Origin of the sequence: Pseudomonas fuscovaginae SE-1 (genome assembly GCF_000364705.1) — a bacterium.
Lineage (GTDB): Bacteria > Pseudomonadota > Gammaproteobacteria > Pseudomonadales > Pseudomonadaceae > Aquipseudomonas > Aquipseudomonas fuscovaginae_A.
In genome coordinates, this window is the sequence record NZ_AQOH01000259.1 from 26,325 (window position 1) to 46,423 (window position 20,099).

Here is a 20,099-nt window from a genome sequence, read left to right on the forward strand (position 1 = left end):
CAGCCGCATCCCAATCGTTCGTTCCATCGCTGGGACGATGAGGTTGATTTTTGCCGACTACCGCTAAAAACGCAGCGAATCTAAGCTATGCCCCATGACTTGATGGAGGCATCCATGAAAAAGATTCTTGGCATCTATACCAGTCCGCGCGGCCACTGGGTCGGCGACGGTTTCCCGGTGCGCACGCTGTTTTCCTACGATGGCCTGGGCCAGCGGATCAGCCCGTTCCTGATGCTCGATCACGCCGGTCCGGCCGAATTCACCCCGACCACCGGGCGTCGTGGCGTCGGCCAGCACCCCCATCGCGGTTTCGAAACCGTGACCATCGTCTATGACGGCGAAGTCGAACACCGCGACTCCACCGGCGCCGGCGGCATCATCGGCCCGGGCGACGTGCAATGGATGACCGCGGCGGCGGGAATCATCCACGAGGAGTTCCATTCCGAAGCCTTCGCCCGCCGTGGCGGCCGGCTGGAAATGGTCCAGCTGTGGGTCAACCTGCCGGCGCGTGACAAGTCGGCGTCGGCTGGCTACCAGGGCATCCTCGATCGCGACATCCCGAACATCGCCCTCAAGGACGGTGCCGGCCACCTGCGCCTGATCGCCGGCGAGTTCGACGGCCAGCGTGGCCCGGCGCGGACTTTCACGCCGATCGATGTCTGGGACCTTCGCCTGGCCGGCGGCAAGCCGCTGGACCTCGACCTGCAGGCCGGCCACAACACGGTGCTGGTAATGCTGCGCGGCAGTGTGCGGATCAACGGCGAAGCACTGGCGAGCGCCGGGCAACTGGTGGTGTTCGAACAGGCCGGCAAGCAGTTGCGGCTGGAGGCTGATGGCGATGCCATGCTGCTGTTGCTCAGTGGTGAACCGATCGACGAACCGATCGTGGGCCATGGGCCCTTTGTGATGAATACCGAGGCCGAAATCCACCAGGCATTCGTCGACTTCCACAGCGGTCGTTTCGGCCAGATGGATGACTGAACACAGGCTGTGAGCCGTGGGTGAAAGCGGGCTATCCTTGGCGCCTGCAGCTGTCCAGCTGTTTTCGGAGCCGTGCGATGCCTGACCTGTTCACCCAACAACCCTTGTTGCTCGATCACCCGCTGCTATGCGCGCTGTTTCTGTTGGTGATCGACCTCCTGCTGTGGCGCCTGCTCGGTTCGCGTAGCGGCAACTGGAAGCTGGTGGTGCGCCTGAGCGTGTTTTCGCTGTACAGCCTGGTGCTGTTCAACGAAGGCATGAATCCGATGCAGATCGCGCCGTGGCCTGACGATATCCCGCGGCACCTGGCGGCAATCGGCTTGCAGATCGGCTGGTGGCTGTTCGGCGCGCGGACCCTGACGGTCCTGGTCGGCACGGTGATGATGCAGCGGGTCGGCCATGCCGGTCGACTCTTGCAGGACGTGCTGGGGGCGATCATCTTTCTGATCGCGATCATCGCGGCGGCGGCCTATGTTCTCGACCTGCCGGTCAAGGGCGTGCTGGCGACCTCCGGCGCCTTCGCGATCATCGTCGGCCTGGCCTTGCAGAGTACCCTCAGCGACGTGTTCTCCGGCATCGTGCTCAACACCACCAAGCCTTATCAGGTCGATGACTGGATCTCCATCGACGGTACCGAAGGCCGGGTGGTCGACATCGATTGGCGCGCGACGCGCCTGCAGACCTCCCAGGGCAGTCTGGCGGTGGTGCCCAACTCGCTGGCGGCGAAGGCGCGGATCATCAACTTCAGTCGTCCCAGCGATGTGCACGGTTTGACCATCAGCCTGCAGGTCAGCCCTCATGTGCGGCCCCATGTGGTGATCGAGGCGCTGGAACGTGCGGTGCTCGGGTGCCGGGCACTGCTGACCACGCCGGCCCCGAGCGTGGCGCTGAAAAGCTCCGGCGCGGCCGGTGTGGAGTATGAAATCACCGGTTTCGTCGCGAGCATGGGACTCAAGCGCGAGGTGCGCAACCAGCTGTTCGACCTCGCGTTCCGGCATTTGCAGGCGTCGGGCGTGAGCCTGCTGTCGGCGGCGGAGAGCGCATTGCCGAGCAGCACCTCGCGGCCACGGGCGTTGCTGGAGAGCTCGCCGATCTTCTCGACGCTGCGTTCCGAGGAGAAGGAAACCTTCAGTCAGAACATGGTGCCGCAACTGTTCCGGGCTGGCAGCATGATCCTGCCGCGTGGCGAGGTCAGCGATCATCTGTTCATCATCGAGTCGGGCGTGGTGTCGGTGACGCTGTTGCGCGACGAAAAGTCCATCGAGGCCGCGCGGATGGGGCCGGGCGAGGTGATCGGCGAGGCCGGAATCGTCGCCGAGCAGGGGATGCCGGCGGACTTCACGGCCAAGACCGATTGCCTGCTGTACCGGATCGAGAAGGAATACCTCAAACCCTGCCTGGATGCCCGGCATGATATCGGCGAGGCGATGAGGACCCTGGTCGACCATCGCCTGCATGCGGCGCAGAACTTTACCCGCGAAGTGCCCAAGCCGGAGGTCAAGCGGGGGTTCATGCAGTGGCTGCGTAGCCGTGGACTGTAGGATTGGGAGTGGCGGCTTGCAGCGGTGCGCCGCGCTCGATCAGAAATCCACGGTCGCCGAGACTTTCAGGGTTCGCGGTGTGCCCTGGGTCAGGTAGCCGCCGTTGGCCGAAGCCCAATAGGCAGTATTCGCCACGTTCTCCAGGTTGGCCCGCAGGGTGACTTCCTTCTCGTCCAGCTTGAAGCGATAGCGCGAGCCCAGGTTGAAGCGGTTCCAGCTCGGCAGGCTCAAGGTGTTGCTGGCGTTCGCATATTGCCCGCCGGTACGCAGCATCCGTGCGCTCAGCGCCGCGCCCTCGATACCCGGTACGTCCCAGTCGGCGCCCAGGTTGAACTGGAAGCTCGGTACGCCGATCGCGCGGTTGCCATCGTTGGTGCCATTGAGGGTACCGGTCAACTCGGTCTTCATCACCGTCGCGCCACCCAACAGGCGCAGCCCCTGCAGCGGCTCGCCGAACAGAGTCAGCTCGACGCCCTTGTTGATCTGCTCACCCTCGACCCGGAAAATCCGGTCGGAACCGGTGTAGCTGGAGGGCTGCTCAATGCGATAGACGCCCAGGCTGCCGCCGTAGCTGTCCATGTCCACCCGTACCCCGGCCTCGACCTGCTTGCTGCGCACCGGCGCAAAGGTCTCGGTGCTGTTGATCGCGGTGGTGGGGGCTGACGGACCCTTGGCCAGGCCTTCGATGCGGTTGGCATAGAGGGACACATGGTCCCAGGGCTTGATCACCAGGCCGTAGACCGGCGTGGTGATCGACTCGTCGTAGCTGGCGTTGTGCACGCCGGTGACGGTGTTCCAGCCGTTGACCACGATGGACTGGCGGCGTGCACCGACGGTCAGCAGCACGCGGTCGTCGAGAAAGCCCAGGGTGTCGGCTATCGCCGTGCTGCGGATCTGGTTCCGGCCGACCACCCGAGGGTCATGGATGTCGCTGCCGAACGAGGTCGCCACCGGCCGTGGCCGCGGGACCACGCCGTAGATGTTGTTGTAGTAGCGTGCGCCGCTGTCGATGTTCTGGTAGGCCGAGCGCTGTTCGCCCCACATGCCGGCCAGGCCGAAGCTCAGTTGATGGCTGACCGGGCCGGTCTGCAGGTGGCCGTTGAGCCCGGTCATCAGGCTGCGGTTGTCCTCGGTGTGGGGCGAGTAGAGCATCCCGCCACGGGCGTTGCCGGCCGTGTCGGTGAGGGTCAGCGAGGAGTAGACGCCGTTCTCCCGGGTGTACTTGGCGCCACCGGCGACATAGCCGGTCCAGTTGTCGTTGAAGTCATATTCGGCCCGGGCCATGCCGAAGGTGTCTTCCAGCTGTGAATAGCTCCAGGACTGGGCGTAGTTGTCCTTGGCCGACGGCGCATGGGGCACCTTGTCCAGGCTGGCGTCGAGGTAGATCACCGGCCGGCCCTGGTTGATCACCTGCTTCTGGTAGCCGAGATCCGCCGACAGCCGCAGGCGTTCGCCGCGATAGTCCAGGCCGAGGGTGGCGAGGGTCGAGCGGCGGTCCTCGTCGTCGATCCCGCTGTCGCCCTCGCGTTGCAGCAGGTTGAGGCGGGCGCCGAAGCGGTTGTCTTCACCGAAGCGTTGGCCCAGGTCGACGTGCGCGCCGGTGCGGCCGGAGCCACCGGCATCGAGGGTGACACTGCGGGTCGGTATGTCCTCGGCGCGCTTGGGCTGCAGGTTGACCCCGCCGCCGATGCCGCTGCCGCCGGGGGTGACGCCGTTGATGAAGGCGTTCGGCCCCTTGAACAGCTCGACCCGCTCCAGCGCCTCGGTGGCGATGATCTGTCGTGGCAGTACACCGTACAGGCCGTTGTAGGCGATATCGTCGCCGTTCAGTGGCAGGCCGCGGATCACGAACACTTGGGAGAAGTTGCCGAAGCCGGAGGACTGGCGTACCGAGGCATCGTTGAGCAGCACATCGCCGACGGTTTGCGCCTGCTGGTCGCGGATGGTCTGGGCAGTGTAGCTGGTGACACTGAAGGGCACGTCCTCGACCGACTGGTTGCCGAGCAGCCCCAGGCGGGCACTGCGGGCCACCTGGCCACCGCTGTAGACCTCGGCGTCGGCGGCGGACTCGCCGCTGATGGTGGTCGCGCCCAGCTCCAGGGCGCCATTGGATTCGACATGGGGGGCGAGGGTGTAGCCGCTGGTGCCGCTGCTGATCAGGTCGAAGCCGCTGCCGTGCAGCAGTTGCTGGAAGCCTTCGAGGACGCCGTAGTTGCCGTTTAGCCCGGGGCTCTGGCGATTGCCCAGCAGGGCCGGGTCGAAGGACAGCGGCACGCCAGCACTGACGGCGAACTGCGCCAGCACCTGGTGCAGCGGGCCGGCGGCGATGCGGTAGTGGCGTGGGGCATTTTGCGCAGTGATTTCGTTGGCGTGGCCGCTGGCGGGCAGGGTGACGCCGAGGGTCAGGCCAAGGGCCAGGGTCAGCGCCTGGAGCGGCAGGCGGGACGTCAGGGGGTGGTGCCTGGAGGTCATCGAGCAATCATTCCTGTCAGGAGCGTGGAAACGCAGGGGGTTATCCACACACCGGACGAGCGTGAAAAAGGTATCAGTGAAACTGTAGAGACTCTGTTCCCGGTCAAGCTTCGATCGTTCCCACGCTCGGCGTGGGAATGCCTCCCAGGACGCTCAGCGTCCGCTCTTGCGACGCGGAGCGTCACGGGCTGCGTTTCCACGCAGAGCGTGGGAACGATCAACGATGACGCGGGTCTCTGATGCCCCGTGGTGTCTGGGCTACCCTCGCGAGCAATCGAGCGTCGACCGGCTGCACCTACAATCAGGCTCGACCCTCGACCGACACCCAATAGCGGGTCAACCGGCTGACCTTCAGCGGCAAGGTGTTCTGCAGCAGTTGCAGGCTCGAATCGGTGTCCTTCAGCGAAAACGCCCCCGACACCCGCAACTCGGCCACCGTCGACTGGCAGCGCAACACACCTGGCCGGTAGCGCCCCAGTTCCTGCAGCACATCCGCCAGGCGCATGTCGCGCGCCAGCAGCATGCCGCGGTCCCAGGTCAGGCTGGCGATATCGAAGTTTTCCAGCGGCTCGACCCGGCTGTAGCGCAGCCCCGCCCGTTGCCCGACCTGCAGCGTCGAGCTGGCACCACCGGCCTGGGCCTCGAGCTCAACGGCGCCTTCGAGCACCGCGACTTCACTGCGTTGTCCGTCGATCCGCACGTTGAAGCGGGTGCCCAGCGCTCGCGCAGTACCTTGCGGGGTCTCGACGATGAACGGCCGGTGGCGCGGTGACGGGTCGCGGGCAGTGTTGACCAGGATCTCGCCGGTCAACAGGATCAGCCGGCGCTCCTGGCCGCTGAAGGCGATGTCCAGCGAGCTGTCGGTGTTGAGCAGGACCTGACTGCCGTCGGCCAGGTTCAGGGTGCGCTGTTCGCCGACCGCGGTGCGCTGGTCGGCCGTCCATTGCTCCCAGGTGCCGCGCTGCCAGGCGACGCCAAGGGGGGCGGCCAGCAGCAACAGACCGATACGGTTCAGCACCTGGCGGCGACCGAGGCCCTGCTGGCGTTCGGTGCGCTTGAGGGTGTCCCTGACGATTGCGGCGGGCACGCTGCGAAAGTCGCCGAGCACCGCTTCAGCCCGTTGCCAGGCCTGGGCATGTTCGGCACTGCGCTGGCGCCACTGTTCGATGGCCAGGCGATCAGCTGCCGAGGCCGCGCCGGAATGCAGTTGCACCAGCCAGTCGGCGGCTTCGCCGAGGATACGAGGGTTGATCGGGGCTTGGCTCATCAGGCGACGCTCAGGCAAGCGATGAACGCATCACGCATGTAGCGCTTGACGCTGATCAGCGAGACGCCCAGGCGTTCGGCGATCTCCTGGTAGGTCAGGCCGTCGATCTGCGACAGCAGGAACGCCTCGCGGGTCTTGCGTGGCATCTCCCGCAGCAGCGCCTCGATCCGCCACAGGGTTTCCAGGATCAGCAGGCGGGTTTCCGGCGACGGCACTTCCTGCGGTGGCAGGTGGGCGATGGTTTCCAGATAGGCCCGTTCGACTTCCTGGCGGCGCCAGCGGTCGACCATCAGGCCCTTGGCGATGTGCGTCAGCAGCGCGCGCGGCTCGCTACCCAGCGAGCGTGCGGCAGGGCGGCTGAGCAGGCGCAGGAAGGTATCGTGGGCCAGGTCCGCGGCATCGCAGCTGTTGCCCAGCTTGCGGTTGAGCCAACCCTGCAGCCAGCCGTGATGCTCGCTGTAGAGCGTGTGAATATGCGGGTGATGGGCTGACGACATGGCACCGACTGCTCGCTGGAGCGCATCCTGCGTGAATGTAATTAAGAATTGATCTCATTCTAGCGGTGTGTGCCATGGGCTGGCAATTGCCGTGTGTCAACGATTGCCAGGTGCGGGTGTTTTGCGAAAGCCCTATAACTTGAGTGGTCAGCCAGGCTGACCTATATTGGTTCCCTTTTTGCTGCGATATCAGATCAAGGAACAATCATGACGGGTAAGCGCGAAATCGGTGGTGAACGATCCCGGATCGGGCAGCCAGCGGAAGAGGGCATACGCCTCTGTGAGTTCAAGATAGATAATTTCAAGTCCCTTGTCGGTTTCGAAATGCAATTGGCGAACTTCACTTGCCTGATTGGGCTGAACGGTGCCGGAAAATCAACGATCCTGCAGGCATTGGATTTCCTCTCTCAACAAATCAAGGGGGACTTCTCCGGGTGGTTGAAAAAGCGTGAGTGGAAACCGATCGACCTGAAATCCAAGTTGAGCAAGAGCAGCAACATAAAATTTGAGGTCGTTTTCGACATCGATGGTCAACGTGCGACATGGAAAGCAAGCTTCAATCGGACCTTTCTGCGTTGTACCGAAGAGTTATGGGAAATTGACGAAACCATGCTCTGGGTGGGTGATGGACGTCTTACTACTTATGAGAAAAAAGGGGGAGTTCTCAGGGGGGTGGGGGGAACGATAGACTTCGACTACCAGGGTTCGGTCCTTTCTGCTCTGAAAGAGTCCCGCTTGTCGCCGGTAATTCTCAGGCTCAAAAAATTTGTTTCCAGCATCACCTCCCTGGATGCTCTGTCTCCGCAATATTTACGCAAACAGGCCCGAGGAAGTGATGGCGACCTGGGTTTTGCCGGAGAGAAACTTTCCGCATTCATCCATCAGTTGGCTCCAAGCGAGTTGGACTCCTTGCTGGCGATGCTTAAGAAAAATTATCCGGCACTTCAGTCAATTGAACTCAAATCCCTGAATTCGGGCTGGAAGTCCCTGGCTATTCAGGAAAGCTATAGCACTGGAGCATTCAGTACTCAAGCCCGGCATATGAACGACGGCATGCTGCGCTTGATGGCGATACTGGCGGAAACCTTGTCCAGCCATGGTTTCATGCTTTTTGACGAAGTGGAAAACGGTATAAATCCGGAACTGATCGAGTTTCTGCTGGACTATCTGGTGAGCATCGATCGGCAAATCATGGTGACCACCCATAGCCCGATGATTCTCAATTACCTGGAAGATGATGTTGCCCGAAAGGGCGTTCAGCTTATCTACAAGACTGAGGATGGCAGAACGCGGACGATCCCCTTCTTTTCCATTCCCTCCGTGGCGGAAAAGCTCACTGTCATGGGGCCTGGAGAGGTATTTGTGGATACCGATCTGGTACGTCTGCCCCAGGAGATCGGGCGTTTGGTCGCGAGGTCATAGGAATGCTGCTTCTGGTCAGTGGAGAAGGGCCATCTGATATAGGTCGTCAGTCTCACGGTGAAGACGGGGTCGAGTTTTCCCCAGGCCCGATGTGCCTGATTCTGGATCTGCTGATCGAGAGATTGATGGGGTATTCATTGATTGGCTATCAATCTGTGCAGTTCGTCCATAAAACCGAACTGTTGGCTGTGGAGCCCAAGCATCACGGTCGCCGGTTCTCAGCACCAGGAAAGCATAAACCCAAAGAAACGGGCTATTACTACGAAAATGCCCGCAGGCTCGCACTCAAGGCTGCTGCTCTGACTCAGGAGAGCGATGACGTGGTCGTCCCGGTTTTGTTCCGAGATGCTGATGGTACGCAGTCTTCAGATCGAGGAGAGTGGTCGGCAAAATGGCAATCCATGATCAAGGGTTTTGAGGCGGGTGATTCATCACTGGGTATTCCTATGTTGCCCAAGCCCAAGTCAGAAGCCTGGTTGTTGTGCGCATTTCGACAACCTAACTATCAGCATTGCGCTGCGCTGGAACAGGCTTCGGGTAATGATGACTCTCCAGATTCGCTCAAGTCTCAGCTTGAACGGGTGCGCAATGGGCTTACGTCAGCCGCTGAGATCAATGATTCGATACGTGATGGGGACTTGGATCCTCATCGGATCGATATGCATAGCTTCAATGAATTCCGGAAACGTCTGAGTGATGTTATCCATCAGGTTATTACCCCGGCTGTAGCAGAAGCACCGTTTGCATAGCCGTTTTCAACTCTCACGGCATAGTTGGTGAAGCAACCCCAACACCCGGTCCAGCGACGGCTGGATATCCAGGGTTTCGATCGAACCGTAGCCCATCAGCAGGCCGGTGCGTGGCGGTGCGGTGTAGAAGAAGGGCGCCAGCGGGTACAGCCCGACTTCGAACCTTTTCGCCAGGTCGATCAGTTGCGGGATGTCCACCGCGCCGCGATTGAGGATCGCCAGGTGGTAGCCGGCCGTGGAGTGGATGCGTTCGAACCAGGGTGACAGGTCGCCGTCCAGCCGTTCGATGAGCTTTTCGCGGCGACTGGCGTAGGCCTGGTGGCAGCGGCGGATATGCTTGACCAGGTAACCGTCGTTGATGAACTTGGCCAGGGCCCACTGGGCCAGGGTCGCGGTGTGCCAATCGGTCAGTTGCTTGGCCGAGACCAGGGCCTTGAGCAGCCCCGGCGGCGCCACCAGGTAGCCCAGGCGCAACTCGGGCAACAGCGTCTTGGAGAAGGTCCCGACATAGGCCACCAGGCCATGCTGGTCGAGACTCTGCAGGCAATCGGTGGGCCGTCCCTCGTAGCGGAACTCGCAGTCGTAGTCATCCTCGATGATGATCGCGCCCAGCTCGCGTGCGCGTTCCAGCAGGGCCTGACGGCGTTCCAGGCTCATCGGCATGCCCAGCGGGAACTGGTGCGCCGGGGTGACGTAGATCAGCCGCGTGCCCTCGGGAATCGCCTCGACCCGGATGCCCTGTTCATCCACCGGTACGCCCACCACCCGCGCGCCCTGGGCGGCGAACAGCAGTCGGGCCGGCGGGTAGCCGGGGTCTTCGACAGCGACCAGGCTGCCGGGCTCCACCAGCACCCGGGCGACCAGGTCCAGGGCCTGCTGGGCGCCATTGGTCACCAGCAGGTCGCTGGCGTTGCAGCGCACGCCCCGGGCAAAGCCGATATGCCGGGCAATCGCCTCGCGCAGCATCGCAATACCCTCCGGCTGGCTGTACAGACCACGGGCCTGGGCGGTCTGGCGCAGGGCGAAGAGCACACAGCGACGCCATTCGTCGTGGGGGAACTGGTGCTTGCTGGTGGCGCCGCCGAGGAAGTCGTAGCGCAGGGTGCCGAGCGGGTGGTGCAGCGGCACCGAGGCCTCGCGCCACTGGCGTACCACTGCCGCACCGGCCAGTTCCTCGCCCTGGGCCGGGGTGCGCTCGCGCGGGGCATGCGAGGCGACGAAGGTACCGGCACCGACCCGGCCGATCAGCAGGTTGTCGTAGGTCAGCTGGGCGTAGGCATCGGCCACGGTCTTGCGCGACACCCCCAACTGTTCGGCGAGCAGCCGGGTCGGCGGCAGCTGCGTGCCTGCGGCCAGTTGGCCGGTGGTGATGGCGCTGCGCAGTTGGTCGGTGATCTGCCGGGCCAGGTCGCGACGACCCTCGAGGGTGATGTGCAGTTCCATGTGAGGGCTCGCTGGAAGGAGAGGGTGGTGCGGGTCAGCCCGCAGTTTAGCCTGCGGCCGGTGTCCTTGGCAGCGGTCGCCGATTGGCTTCCCGATCTTGCCCGGAATTGGCTATTTGGCTTGTGGCCTCGCGGGCTTAACGTAGCGCCATCAACCACCTGTCAGGAGCACTGCCATGCAACCTCGTATCGATTTCTACACCGCTTCGCCGGATGCCATGAAAGCCATGATGGCGCTGGAGGGGGCGGTGAACAAACTGCCGCTGGAAAAATCCCTGCTGGAACTGGTGAAGATGCGCACTTCGCAGATCAACGGCTGCGCCTTCTGCCTGGACATGCACAGCGCCGATGCGCGCAAGGCCGGTGAAACCGAGCGGCGCCTGTACACCCTGTCGGCCTGGCGTGAAACGCCGTTCTTCAGTGCCCGTGAGCGTGCCGCCCTGGCCTGGACCGAGGCGCTGACCCGGGTTTCGGAAACCCACGCCCCGGACGAGGACTATGCGCTGCTCAATGCCGAGTTCAGCCCGGCCGAGCAGGTCAACCTGACCTTGGCGATCAACACCATCAACAGCTGGAACCGCCTGGCGGTTGGTTTCCGCAAGATGCCGACCGAGTGACCGGCTGTACGGCGGTTTTTTCTCGCCACTGAGCCTGTTGTCGCCGCGTGCGCCTGTTCTAGAGTGCGGGTACTTGTACCCGCTCAATGGGGAGCGCTACCGGATGTACAGCCAGTTGCAGCCACCAGCCATGCCTGAAGAGTTTCATTCGCGGATCTACGCCGGGGAGGTGTTCGCCCTGGCGTTGCCGGCCATGCAGGCACTGGTCGAGGCGGCTCGTGGCCTGCTGGAAGAGACGCTGTATCCCTTCGAGCCGACCCGGATCCATCAGCACCTGGATCACGTCCAGCAAGCACAGTGCTTCACGCGCCTGCAGACGTTGTTCCATCGACATGACGGCATACAGCGCAGTTGGGCGCAGGTGCTCGACAGCCTGGGGCTGGCCGCCGGCGGCATTGCCTGTGATCGCCTGCACCTGCGTTTCCAGCCACCGCACCCACCGGGCGAAGCCGCGCCGCGCGACCGTGCCACCGCGACCATCGCCTTCCATCGTGACACCTGGGGTTCGAACCTCTATGCCCAGACCAACTGGTGGGCGCCGATCTACCCGATCAGCGCCGGGCGGACCTTCGCCATTTATCCACAGCTCTGGCAACGGGCACTGGCCAACAGCAGCGCCGATTTCGACCTGAGCCGGGTGCTGCAACGCTCGCACCGCGATGGCCGCAACTCGGTGGACGCCGACCAGGCGATTCCCCACCTGCTGGAGCCCATCGACGATGAAGTGGCGGTGCCGGTGGTGATCGACCCCGGTAGCCTGCTGGCATTCTCCGGCGCCCACGCCCATGCCGGCGTTCCCAATCATACCGAACTGACGCGGATCTCCTTTGAAACCCGCACGGTCTGGATCGACGATGTGCTGGCCGGTCGCGGCGCACCGAATGTCGACGGTCGCGCACCGTGGCGCTCGCCAGGTTTCTTCCGGCGGCTGAGCGATGGCCGGCGCCTGCATGAGGTGCTCGGTTGCGATTATCTCCAGGCTTGCGAGCCGCTGACGCTGCTTCAGCATCCCTGACGAGTCTGCAGGCGGGCGAACAGCAGCATGCCAGCGAGCATCGCCGCGACGAACACGGCGCTCTGCCAGTGCCCGCCGGGCAGCAGCACCAGGGCCGGGCCCGGGCAGATTCCGGCGATCCCCCAGCCCACGCCGAACAACAGGCTGCCACCGACCAGGCGGCGATCCAGCTTTCGTGTAGCGGGTATCTGCATGGGCGCGCCGAGCAGCGAGCGCGGCTGTTTCATTGCCCAGTGAAACGGCAGCCAGGCGCTGCCGATGGCGCCGAGCATGACCAGCGCGAGAGAAGGATCCCACTGTCCGCCGATATCGAGGAAGGCCAGGACCTTGGCCGGATTGCTCATGCCCGCCAGCAACAGGCCGAGGCCGAACAGCAGGCCGGCGAGGAAGGCTGTCAGCTTGCGCATGCTCAGTACCCCACCAGGTGACGCAGTACCCAGACCGTCAGGAATCCCGCCAACATGAAGCTCAGCGTGGCGACGATCGATCGTGGCGACAGGCGTGAGATGCCGCACACGCCATGCCCGCTGGTACAGCCGGAACCGTAGCGGGTACCGATGCCGACCAGCAGGCCGGCGACGGCGAGCGTGAAACCGTTGCCTTCGAACTCGACCACGTGCGGCAACTGGAACAGCCCCCAGGCCAGCGGTGCCGCCAGCAAGCCGAGCAGGAACAGGGCTTTTTCTGCACGTCCTTCGCCACCTCGCTGCAACAGGCTGCCGAGCAACCCGCTGATGCCGGCGATCCGTCCGTTGAACAGCACGAACAGGCTGGCGGCCAGTCCGATGAGGACCCCGCCGCCAAGGGCGCAAAGGGGCGTGAAATGCAGCGTATCGAGGGACATGAGGACTTCCTGATCAGGTGTGGCCGGCAAGGCCCAGTGCATTGAGAGCCAGCATCAGCGCGGCGAGGAACCCGGTCAAGGCAAACAGTTGCTGCAGTCTGGGCCCGGCCAGCCGTCCGGCGACCTGACGGCCCAGCACCAGACCGACCACCGCGCCGGCAGCGAATGGTGCACCGACCGACCAGTGCATCACGCCCGACAAGGTGGCCGTGACCACGCTGCCGGTCGACACCAGGGCGATCACCGCCAGGGAGGTGGCGACGATGCTCTTGCTGTCGAGGTTGGTATAGCGGGTCAGCGCCGGGATGATCACGAAACCGCCACCGACCCCGAGCAGCCCCGAGAGCAACCCGGACAACATGCCGGTGATGGTCAGCGCCCGGGCGCAGGGCAGGGTCCAGCGCAGGCGTCCCTGCAGCGGGTTGAGCACGCAGGGCAGGAATTCGGCGCGTGGCGCCGGCTGGCCGTGCTCGAGTTCGTGACGGGCCTTGTTGAAGATCCGTGCGCAGGCGTAGACCATCACGACGGCGAAGCCCAGCGCCAGCGGCTCGTTCGGTAGTCGGTGGGCCAGCCACAACCCCACGGGGGTGAGCAGGATGCCGATGCCGGCGATGAAGCCGGCGGCGCGATAACGCACGATACCCTGGCGCAGCCCGAGCAGGGCGCCGACGGCCGCCGCCAGGCCCACCGCCAGCAGGCCGATGGGCGCGGCCTGGACCATCGACAGGCCCAGCCCGAACACCAGCAGCGGCACCGCGAGGATGCCACCGCCGGCGCCGGTCAGGGCGAGAATCGCACCAATCAGCATGCCGAGCCCGCTGCCGAGCAACATGGCTTCGTTCATGGGGCTGACGTGTCCGCCTGCAGGGTGGGGCGTGCCAGCCATTCATGGCCCTTGAGCATGCCGCGCCAATACAGCGGTGGCAGCAGTCGTTCCTTCAGCCACCAGGCCAGCCGGGTCGGCCGGCGACCGTCGAGCAGCCAGGGAGCGAAGGTCGGTGCCAGCTTGCCACCGTAGGTGAACTCGGCGAGGACGATCTTGCCGCGCTCCACCGTCAGCGGGCAGGAGCCATAACCGTCGTACACGGCCGGACGTGCCAATCGACCGAGGGCCACCAGCACGTTGTTCGCCACCACCGGGGCCTGCTTGCGTGCCGCCGCGGCGGTCTTGGCGTTGCTGGTGTTGGTGACATCCCCAAGGCCGTGGATGTTGGCGAACTGGCGATGGCGCAGGCTGGCCGGGTCGACATCGACCCAGCCGGCGGCGTCGGCCAGCGGGCTGTTGCGAATGAAGTCCGGGGCGATCTGCGGTGGTACCACGTGCAGCATATCGAATGGGCGCACCACGGTTTCCCGGCTGCCGTCGGCCAGGGTGCGGGCGAAGGTCGCCTGCCTGGCGGGGCCGTCGACAGCCACCAGGTTGTGGCCGAACTGCAGGTCCACGGCGTACTTGTCGATGTACTCCATCAGCGCCGGCACATAGTCGGGCACGCCGAACAGCACCGCGCCGGCGTTGAGGAAACTCGCCTTGACCTGGCCCTGGCGGCCGGTTTTGCGCCAATGGTCGCAGGACAGGTACAGCGCCTTCTGCGGCGCCCCGGCGCACTTGATCGGCATCGGTGGCTGGCAGAACAGCGCCTGGCCTTGCTTGAGCTCCTGCACCAGTTTCCAGGTGTAGGGCGCCAGGTCGTAGCGGTAGTTGGAGGTCACGCCATTGCGCCCGAGGGTTTCCTCCAGGCCTTCGATGGCGCCCCAGTTCAGCTTCAGGCCGGGACAGACGACCAGTTGCTGGTAACCGATGCGGCGCTGGTCGGCCAGCACCACGCAGTTGGCCTCGGGCTCGAAAGCACTGACTGCGGCCTTGATCCACTGCACGCCGCGCGGGATCAGCGACGCCAGCGGGCGGGCGGTCGACTCGGGGCTGAACACCCCGGCCCCGACCAGGGTCCATCCCGGCTGGTAGTAATGGGTGTCGGCCGGATCGATGATCGCGATGTCCAGGCCGGGGGCGCGGGCCAGCAGGCTGGAGGCGGTGGCGATGCCGGCGGCACCGGCGCCGATGATCAGGACCTGGTGTTGAGGGCGGGTATTCGAATTCATGGGAACGGGGCCTGGTTCAAAGGGAGTTCAGTGGAATCTTCAGGTAGCGCACGCCGTTGTCTTCCGGCTCCGGCAACTGGCCGCTGCGCATGTTCACCTGCACCGAGGGCAGCATCAGCACCGGCATGTCGAGGGTGGCGTCGCGGGCTTCACGCATGTTGACGAAGGTGTCTTCGTCGATGCCGTCATGGATGTGGATATTGCGCGCGCGTTGTTCGGCCACGGTGGTCATGTATTGCAGCTCGCGGCCGCCCGGCAGGTAGTCGTGGCACATGAACAGCCGGGTCTGCGGCGGCAGCGCCAGCAGGCCCTGGATCGAGCGGTACAGGGTGCGTGCATCGGCGCCGGGGAAGTCGCAACGGGCGGTGCCGTAGTCGGGCATGAACAGGGTGTCGCCAACGAAGGCAACGGTTTCATCAGCGTCGTGAATCAGGTAGCTCATGCATGCCGGTGTGTGTCCGGGGGTGTGCAGGGCGGTGGCGCGCAGGTTGCCGATGGCGAACTCGCCGTGGTCGGCCAGCAGCACATCGAACTGGCTGCCGTCGCGGCGGAACGCGCTGCCTTCGTTGAACAGCTCGCCGAACACCTGCTGCACCTGGGTGATATGGCTGCCGATCGCGACCTTGCCTCCCAGGTGCTCCTTGAGGTACGCCGCCGCCGACAGGTGATCGGCGTGCACGTGGGTTTCCAGGATCCACTCGACCCGCGCGTCCAGTTCGCGAATCCGCGCGAGCAGGCGGTCGGCCGATTCGGTGCGGGTGCGCCCGGACTTGGGATCGTAGTCGAGCACGCTGTCGATCAGCGCACAGCAACGAGTGTCGCGATCGAGCACCAGGTAACTGATGGTCCAGGTGTTGGGATCGAAGAAGGCTTCTACGGTCAGCTTGTCGCCGATGTTCATTGCGTACTCCAGGCAAAGAGGGATGGCGGCCGAGGGAGGCGGAGTCATCCCTTGTTCGTCGAGGATTTCAATAAGCATGCCAACGGACGGAGGTGCGCTTTTCCCACTGTTCATTGACGTTTGTCAGCACAATTGGCGGAGTTTTGTGTATCTGGAAATCAGTTTGGCAGAAATGGCAGTATCCATGGCGGTCAGTGGCAGTAAAATGGCAGAGTCCAGCGCTCTGTATTAAGCTGCGGCCTTCGTCCCGGAGCCGCCATGAACCTGATTGCCACCGATCTCTCCCAGCCTGACATGCAGGCACTGGTGTCCTACCTCGAGCACGACTTGCAGCCGACCATCGTTCTCGACACCGACTACAACATCGTCGCGGCCAATACCGCCTACCAGCGCCAGTTCGGCGTCGAGGATCGGCCGCATGTCGGCGCCAAGTGCTATCGGGTTTCGCACCAGTTCGCCGTGCCCTGCGACCAGGCCGGCGAGCACTGCCCGATGCGCAAGGCCCATGAAACGCGCCTGCCCGAGCGGGTTCTGCATATCCACCACACTCCGCGCGGGCCCGAGCATGTCGACGTGGAACTGCGTCCGTTGCTCGGCCGCCAGGGCGAGGTGGTCGGCTACGTCGAGCGGTTGAACAGCGTTGCGGTGGCTGCGGCGCAACCCCAGCATCAGGGATTGGTGGGGCGCTCGGTGGCGTTCAAGGAAGCACTGACCGCGTTGCAGCGGGCTGCGCCGTCGCCGATTCCGGTGCTGCTGCAAGGTGAGTCGGGGACCGGCAAGGAACTCTTTGCCCGTGCCCTGCACGAAGGCAGCCCGCGGGCTGGTGGGCCGCTGGTGGTGGTCGATTGCACCGGACTGACCGAAACCCTGCTGGAGAGCGAACTGTTCGGCTACGAGAAGGGCGCCTTTACCGGCGCCTTGCAGCGCAAGATCGGCCTGGCTGAAGCGGCCCATGGTGGCACGCTGTTCCTCGACGAAATCGGCGAGGTGCCGCTGGCGATGCAGGTCAAGCTGCTGCGGCTGATCGAGTCCGGCAGCTTCCGTCCGGTGGGCAGCCTGCGCACCGTGCACTCGGACTTCCGCCTGGTCTGTGCCACTCACAAGCCGCTCAAGGACATGGTCGGGGCGGGCAGCTTCCGCCAGGACCTGTTCTATCGCATCAGCGCTTTCCCGATCCGCCTGCCGGCGTTGCGTGAACGCAGCGATGACTTGCCGCTGCTGATCGACAGCCTGTTGCAGCGCTTGGCGCCGGGTGCCGTGCCGCGTATCGATCAGCAGGCGTTGCGGGCGCTGACCCTGTACGCCTGGCCGGGCAATATCCGTGAGTTGCGCAATGTGCTGGAACGGGCGCGGTTGTTTACCGACGACGGGGTGATTCGGATACAGGATCTGCCAGCGGAACTGCGGCACGAGGCGCCCATGGCAGCCGCGCCGGCGCGTCGTCGCGGGCGCAAGGACCTGGAGCAACTGGCCCATGCGCTGGAGGTGTTCGAAGGCTCGCGTAGTGAGTTGGCGAAGGAGTTGGGGATGAGTGAGCGGACGTTGTATCGGCGGTTGCAGGCGCTGGGGAGCGAGCGATAACCCGGTTGGGTCAGCACTTCTTCATCGTCGATGGATACTCTTGATTGTCGGGCGGTGGAGGTTGCGCGCCGGTTCACGTTCGGAACCCACACCTGGTTTCCTGGTCTAGGCGAAAGCTCAAAGTCATAGCACTATCGCCCCTCTGTTTCTGTTGTGGGTGCCTCGATGGGCACTCGTTTTACCGGGAAACCAGTCAGTGAACGGACTCGTTGTCATCACCACCTACTTCAACCCCTGCGGCTACGCCACCCGCCGGAGCAACTACGACCTGTTCATCGCCGGCATGCGCAGGGCCGGGGTGACCTGCATCACCGTCGAATGCGCCTTCGGTGACGAGCCCTTCGAACTGCCACCGAGCCTGGACGTGATCCAGGTCCGCGCCCGCACGCTGCTCTGGCAGAAGGAGCGCCTGCTCAACCTGGCCGCGTCCTGGCTGCCGGGCAACTGCCGCTACGTCGCCTGGCTCGACTGCGACATCCTGTTCGACAACCGCTCCTGGGCCAAGGACCTGGTGCGCACCTTGCGTGAGTACCCCGTGGCCCAGGTCTTCGAAAGCTGCCTGCGCCTGGAGCGTGGCAACGTCGAGGGCGCCACGGCGGACATCGCGCATTCCTTCGCGGCGGTCATGGGGCGCCAGCCCGACAGCCTGGACGCCGGCCGCTACGACCTGCACGGCCACACCGGCTATGGCTGGGCCATGCGGCGCGAGATCTTCGATGAAGTGGGCCTCTACGAGTGTGCCGTTTCCGGTAGCGCCGACCACTTCATGGCCCATGCGATCTTCGACGACTACAACTTCTGCATCCGCAACGCCCTCAAGCACGATACCCGGCAGATCGACCACCTCAAGGCCTGGGGTCGGCGCTTCCATCAACGGGTGCAAGGCCGCCTCGGTGTGGTGCCGGGTCGCATCCGTCACCTGTGGCATGGTGATGCCGTGAACCGCCGCTACTTCCTGCGCATGCACGACATCACCGACCTCGGCTTCGACCCCTGGACCGACCTGTAGATCGTCCCCGGTGCTCCGCTGGAGTGGGCCGAGGGCATGGACAAGCCGGGGCTGCGGCAATATTTCGCCAACTACTTTGCCAGCCGTCGCGAAGACGGCCACCCGGCGGTTCAGGAGAACCCTGCATGAACGATTTCCACAACCCGGACCTGGACGACGCCATCGCCGAACTGACCGACGTGCTCGCCACCCTGGAGCAACGTGCCCGGGACAACGAACACGCCGTCGACAAGCTGGCGCGCCAGCGCAAGGCCTACCTGACCCAGGTGACCTACGACCTGCTGCCGAAGCTGTCCAGCGGGGTCTTGGCAAAACTGCGCGACCAGGTGCCGGGGTTCGTCACGCTACAGGTGCAGGAAAGCTTCGACAGTCAGCGCAAGTTCCTCGGGCTGTTCGCCAGCCGGGATTACGCCCATACCCTGGCGCTGTTGCAGACCCGACTGGCCAGCCACCTCGATCAACTGCAGTATGCCGGGCTGCGCGAGCGCGACGACGAAATCAGGCTGGTGGCGGCCCAGCGCGAAGGGCTGCAGGCCCCGCGCAAGGCGACCGGGGAGTTGCTGGCGTTGTTACAGCAGGCCCGGCAGCAGGGCACGCCGTTGCCCGAGCCGGTGCAGGCGCAGGTTCGGCATCTGGCTTCTCTGGCTCGGGCGGCTCGCAGGGATGATGATCGACCGTATGTTCCGGATCGGGATTACACATCCTCGTCGCGTTATGCCAATGAGCCGAGCCGCACGACGGTGGATGATCCGGTGCCGGCGCACCGCGACAGTCCGCTGGATCTGCTGATTTACTGGGCGACGGATATGACGACCAGTCTGCGGACGTTGGTGATTGATACGGTCGAGGAGGCCAGGCGTGACGTTGAGGCGCTGGGCCGGGAGCTCAGTGGCGAGCCGAATGAGTCGGGGCCTGCGGAGTCGAGGGATTCAGGTTCGTCGCAGTCGTCTTCGGTGGGGGATTCGGTGGTGCCGGTTGCTGTTGCCGCCGGCGTGACGGCTGCGGCGGTGACGGGGGCGGTGATTGCCACGGATGATAGTTTGGGGTCGTTTTCGTGATCTGGCACCGCTTTTGACCAGCTGGAGCCGTCTAGGCTACGGAAATGAAACAGTCCCGTTCTTTGCGTATCAGTGAGGTGAAAGTGGCAATGAAACGAATGGGTTCTACCCCATTTCCACGGACGGTTTGAAAAGGGCTGACAACTTCAGATCTTGCCGCGCGACTCTATGATGCATTCTTGGGTCATGGAACCGCTCGATGTAGTCGAATCAATCCGCCCGTGCTTCGGGAGGCCGTTGCGGATCCACTGCAAACGCTGCTCAATGCGGTCGACGAAGCGCTTTACCGCGCAAAGGAAGCTGGCCGGATCGACTGGCTGTCTGTTGAGTGATTGTTCCCTGGCTTCAATCACTGACTTGCGAGAGCGGCCTCGCCACCTGCTCCAGCGACCGCCGTTCCGCCGCCACCCCCCAGATCGCCTGTACGCCTGCCGCTGCGATCATCAACGCCGCACCGATCAGGTAGCCATACAGCACATTGGTCCGCTGTCCGGTCTCGATCAGCGCGCCGAACAGGGTCGGGCCGATCAGGCCGCCCAGGCCGGTGCCAAAGGCGTAAAACACGGCGATGGCCAGGGCGCGGATCTCCAGCGGGAAGGTCTC

18 protein-coding genes and 1 pseudogene are annotated in these 20,099 nt (G+C 64.1%); 9 read left to right on the forward strand and 10 right to left on the reverse strand.

Features of this window, described 5'->3' with window-relative positions; translation table 11 throughout:
- Positions 1-114: 114 nt before the first annotated feature.
- Positions 115-981: a pirin family protein gene (locus K675_RS0121255; RefSeq protein ID WP_017905488.1), complete on the forward strand. Its 867-nt coding sequence runs from the start codon at positions 115-117 to the stop codon at positions 979-981.
- A 77-nt stretch (positions 982-1,058) separates the two neighbouring features.
- Positions 1,059-2,522 carry a mechanosensitive ion channel domain-containing protein gene (locus K675_RS0121260; RefSeq protein ID WP_017905489.1) on the forward strand — a complete coding sequence of 488 codons (1,464 nt, stop codon included), beginning with the start codon at positions 1,059-1,061 and terminating at the stop codon, positions 2,520-2,522.
- Positions 2,523-2,561: 39 nt separating this feature from the next.
- Here the strand turns inward: K675_RS0121260 and K675_RS0121265 are convergent, their stop codons facing one another.
- The 3 genes from K675_RS0121265 to K675_RS0121275 all read right to left on the reverse strand — a co-directional run bounded on the left by K675_RS0121265 (position 2,562) and on the right by K675_RS0121275 (position 6,758).
- Positions 2,562-4,994, reverse strand: coding sequence for a TonB-dependent receptor (locus tag K675_RS0121265; RefSeq protein ID WP_017905490.1), 2,433 nt, complete (start codon positions 4,992-4,994; stop codon positions 2,562-2,564).
- 301 nt (positions 4,995-5,295) lie between these two features.
- Positions 5,296-6,261, reverse strand: a complete 966-nt coding sequence (locus K675_RS0121270) for a FecR domain-containing protein (RefSeq protein ID WP_017905491.1) — start codon at positions 6,259-6,261, stop codon at positions 5,296-5,298.
- A complete protein-coding gene (locus tag K675_RS0121275; RefSeq protein WP_017905492.1) occupies positions 6,261-6,758 on the reverse strand; it encodes a sigma-70 family RNA polymerase sigma factor in 498 nt (165 codons plus the stop codon). The genes K675_RS0121270 and K675_RS0121275 overlap by 1 nt, the downstream gene beginning before the upstream one ends.
- A 207-nt stretch (positions 6,759-6,965) precedes the next feature.
- On the opposite strand from K675_RS0121275, the gene K675_RS31205 reads away from it, so the two are divergent.
- Both K675_RS31205 and K675_RS0121285 read left to right on the forward strand, forming a co-directional pair.
- Entirely contained in the window at positions 6,966-8,180 is a 1,215-nt protein-coding gene (locus K675_RS31205) for an AAA family ATPase (RefSeq protein WP_017905493.1), read from the forward strand.
- A gap of 2 nt (positions 8,181-8,182) precedes the next feature.
- Positions 8,183-8,929, forward strand: coding sequence for a hypothetical protein (locus K675_RS0121285; RefSeq protein ID WP_017905494.1), 747 nt, complete (start codon positions 8,183-8,185; stop codon positions 8,927-8,929).
- Between the two features lie 6 nt (positions 8,930-8,935).
- Here the strand turns inward: K675_RS0121285 and K675_RS0121290 are convergent, their stop codons facing one another.
- A complete protein-coding gene (locus tag K675_RS0121290; protein ID WP_017905495.1) occupies positions 8,936-10,372 on the reverse strand; it encodes a PLP-dependent aminotransferase family protein in 1,437 nt (478 codons plus the stop codon).
- A gap of 175 nt (positions 10,373-10,547) precedes the next feature.
- Here K675_RS0121290 and K675_RS0121295 point away from each other — a divergent pair, with 175 nt between their 5' ends.
- Both K675_RS0121295 and K675_RS0121300 read left to right on the forward strand, forming a co-directional pair.
- Positions 10,548-10,988 (forward strand): carboxymuconolactone decarboxylase family protein, encoded by a 441-nt coding sequence (locus tag K675_RS0121295; protein WP_017905496.1) that lies wholly within the window; start codon positions 10,548-10,550, stop codon positions 10,986-10,988.
- A 103-nt stretch (positions 10,989-11,091) separates the two neighbouring features.
- On the forward strand, positions 11,092-12,003 hold the full coding sequence (locus K675_RS0121300) for a hypothetical protein (protein WP_017905497.1): 912 nt from the start codon (positions 11,092-11,094) through the stop codon (positions 12,001-12,003).
- On the opposite strand, the gene K675_RS0121305 is transcribed toward K675_RS0121300, so the two are convergent.
- From K675_RS0121305 to K675_RS0121325, 5 genes are read right to left on the reverse strand one after another with little or no spacing between them, the layout of a single operon-like run.
- A complete protein-coding gene (locus K675_RS0121305) occupies positions 11,991-12,410 on the reverse strand; it encodes a DUF6691 family protein (RefSeq protein WP_017905498.1) in 420 nt (139 codons plus the stop codon). The two genes, K675_RS0121300 and K675_RS0121305, sit on opposite strands and share 13 nt — an antisense overlap.
- 2 nt (positions 12,411-12,412) lie before the next feature.
- Positions 12,413-12,847, reverse strand: a complete 435-nt coding sequence (locus tag K675_RS0121310) for a YeeE/YedE family protein (protein ID WP_017905499.1) — start codon at positions 12,845-12,847, stop codon at positions 12,413-12,415.
- 13 nt (positions 12,848-12,860) lie between these two features.
- Positions 12,861-13,691, reverse strand: coding sequence for a sulfite exporter TauE/SafE family protein (locus K675_RS0121315; protein WP_017905500.1), 831 nt, complete (start codon positions 13,689-13,691; stop codon positions 12,861-12,863).
- Positions 13,688-14,947, reverse strand: coding sequence for an NAD(P)/FAD-dependent oxidoreductase (locus K675_RS0121320; RefSeq protein WP_017905501.1), 1,260 nt, complete (start codon positions 14,945-14,947; stop codon positions 13,688-13,690). Before K675_RS0121320 ends, K675_RS0121315 begins: the two co-directional genes overlap by 4 nt.
- A gap of 16 nt (positions 14,948-14,963) precedes the next feature.
- Entirely contained in the window at positions 14,964-15,848 is an 885-nt protein-coding gene (locus K675_RS0121325; RefSeq protein WP_017905502.1) for an MBL fold metallo-hydrolase, read from the reverse strand.
- Positions 15,849-16,106: 258 nt separating this feature from the next.
- On the opposite strand from K675_RS0121325, the gene K675_RS0121330 reads away from it, so the two are divergent.
- From K675_RS0121330 to K675_RS0121340, 3 genes are all read left to right on the forward strand, one after another.
- Entirely contained in the window at positions 16,107-17,429 is a 1,323-nt protein-coding gene (locus K675_RS0121330; protein WP_017905503.1) for a sigma-54 interaction domain-containing protein, read from the forward strand.
- A gap of 196 nt (positions 17,430-17,625) precedes the next feature.
- Positions 17,626-18,438, forward strand: a complete 813-nt coding sequence (locus K675_RS31210) for a hypothetical protein (RefSeq protein WP_017905504.1) — start codon at positions 17,626-17,628, stop codon at positions 18,436-18,438.
- A gap of 125 nt (positions 18,439-18,563) precedes the next feature.
- Positions 18,564-19,496: a hypothetical protein gene (locus K675_RS0121340; RefSeq protein ID WP_017905506.1), complete on the forward strand. Its 933-nt coding sequence runs from the start codon at positions 18,564-18,566 to the stop codon at positions 19,494-19,496.
- Between the two features lie 345 nt (positions 19,497-19,841).
- Here K675_RS0121340 and K675_RS0121345 read toward each other — a convergent pair.
- A pseudogene (locus tag K675_RS0121345) lies at positions 19,842-20,099 on the reverse strand (MFS transporter); the annotation flags it as partial.

What these genes read in the sequence shown, in the direction of transcription:
- K675_RS31205 (WP_017905493.1), top strand. Translation starts at nt 6,966, where the DNA reads ATGACGGGTAAGCGCGAAATCGGTGGTGAACGATCCCGGATCGGGCAG.
- K675_RS0121290 (WP_017905495.1), bottom strand. Translation starts at nt 10,372, where the DNA reads ATGGAACTGCACATCACCCTCGAGGGTCGTCGCGACCTGGCCCGGCAG.
- K675_RS0121255 (WP_017905488.1), top strand. Translation starts at nt 115, where the DNA reads ATGAAAAAGATTCTTGGCATCTATACCAGTCCGCGCGGCCACTGGGTC.
- K675_RS0121270 (WP_017905491.1), bottom strand. Translation starts at nt 6,261, where the DNA reads ATGAGCCAAGCCCCGATCAACCCTCGTATCCTCGGCGAAGCCGCCGAC.
- K675_RS0121260 (WP_017905489.1), top strand. Translation starts at nt 1,059, where the DNA reads ATGCCTGACCTGTTCACCCAACAACCCTTGTTGCTCGATCACCCGCTG.
- K675_RS0121340 (WP_017905506.1), top strand. Translation starts at nt 18,564, where the DNA reads ATGAACGATTTCCACAACCCGGACCTGGACGACGCCATCGCCGAACTG.
- K675_RS0121315 (WP_017905500.1), bottom strand. Translation starts at nt 13,691, where the DNA reads ATGAACGAAGCCATGTTGCTCGGCAGCGGGCTCGGCATGCTGATTGGT.
- K675_RS0121275 (WP_017905492.1), bottom strand. Translation starts at nt 6,758, where the DNA reads ATGTCGTCAGCCCATCACCCGCATATTCACACGCTCTACAGCGAGCAT.
- K675_RS0121295 (WP_017905496.1), top strand. Translation starts at nt 10,548, where the DNA reads ATGCAACCTCGTATCGATTTCTACACCGCTTCGCCGGATGCCATGAAA.
- K675_RS0121285 (WP_017905494.1), top strand. Translation starts at nt 8,183, where the DNA reads ATGCTGCTTCTGGTCAGTGGAGAAGGGCCATCTGATATAGGTCGTCAG.
- K675_RS0121320 (WP_017905501.1), bottom strand. Translation starts at nt 14,947, where the DNA reads ATGAATTCGAATACCCGCCCTCAACACCAGGTCCTGATCATCGGCGCC.
- K675_RS0121330 (WP_017905503.1), top strand. Translation starts at nt 16,107, where the DNA reads ATGAACCTGATTGCCACCGATCTCTCCCAGCCTGACATGCAGGCACTG.
- K675_RS0121265 (WP_017905490.1), bottom strand. Translation starts at nt 4,994, where the DNA reads ATGACCTCCAGGCACCACCCCCTGACGTCCCGCCTGCCGCTCCAGGCG.
- K675_RS0121300 (WP_017905497.1), top strand. Translation starts at nt 11,092, where the DNA reads ATGTACAGCCAGTTGCAGCCACCAGCCATGCCTGAAGAGTTTCATTCG.
- K675_RS0121305 (WP_017905498.1), bottom strand. Translation starts at nt 12,410, where the DNA reads ATGCGCAAGCTGACAGCCTTCCTCGCCGGCCTGCTGTTCGGCCTCGGC.
- K675_RS0121325 (WP_017905502.1), bottom strand. Translation starts at nt 15,848, where the DNA reads ATGAACATCGGCGACAAGCTGACCGTAGAAGCCTTCTTCGATCCCAAC.
- K675_RS0121310 (WP_017905499.1), bottom strand. Translation starts at nt 12,847, where the DNA reads ATGTCCCTCGATACGCTGCATTTCACGCCCCTTTGCGCCCTTGGCGGC.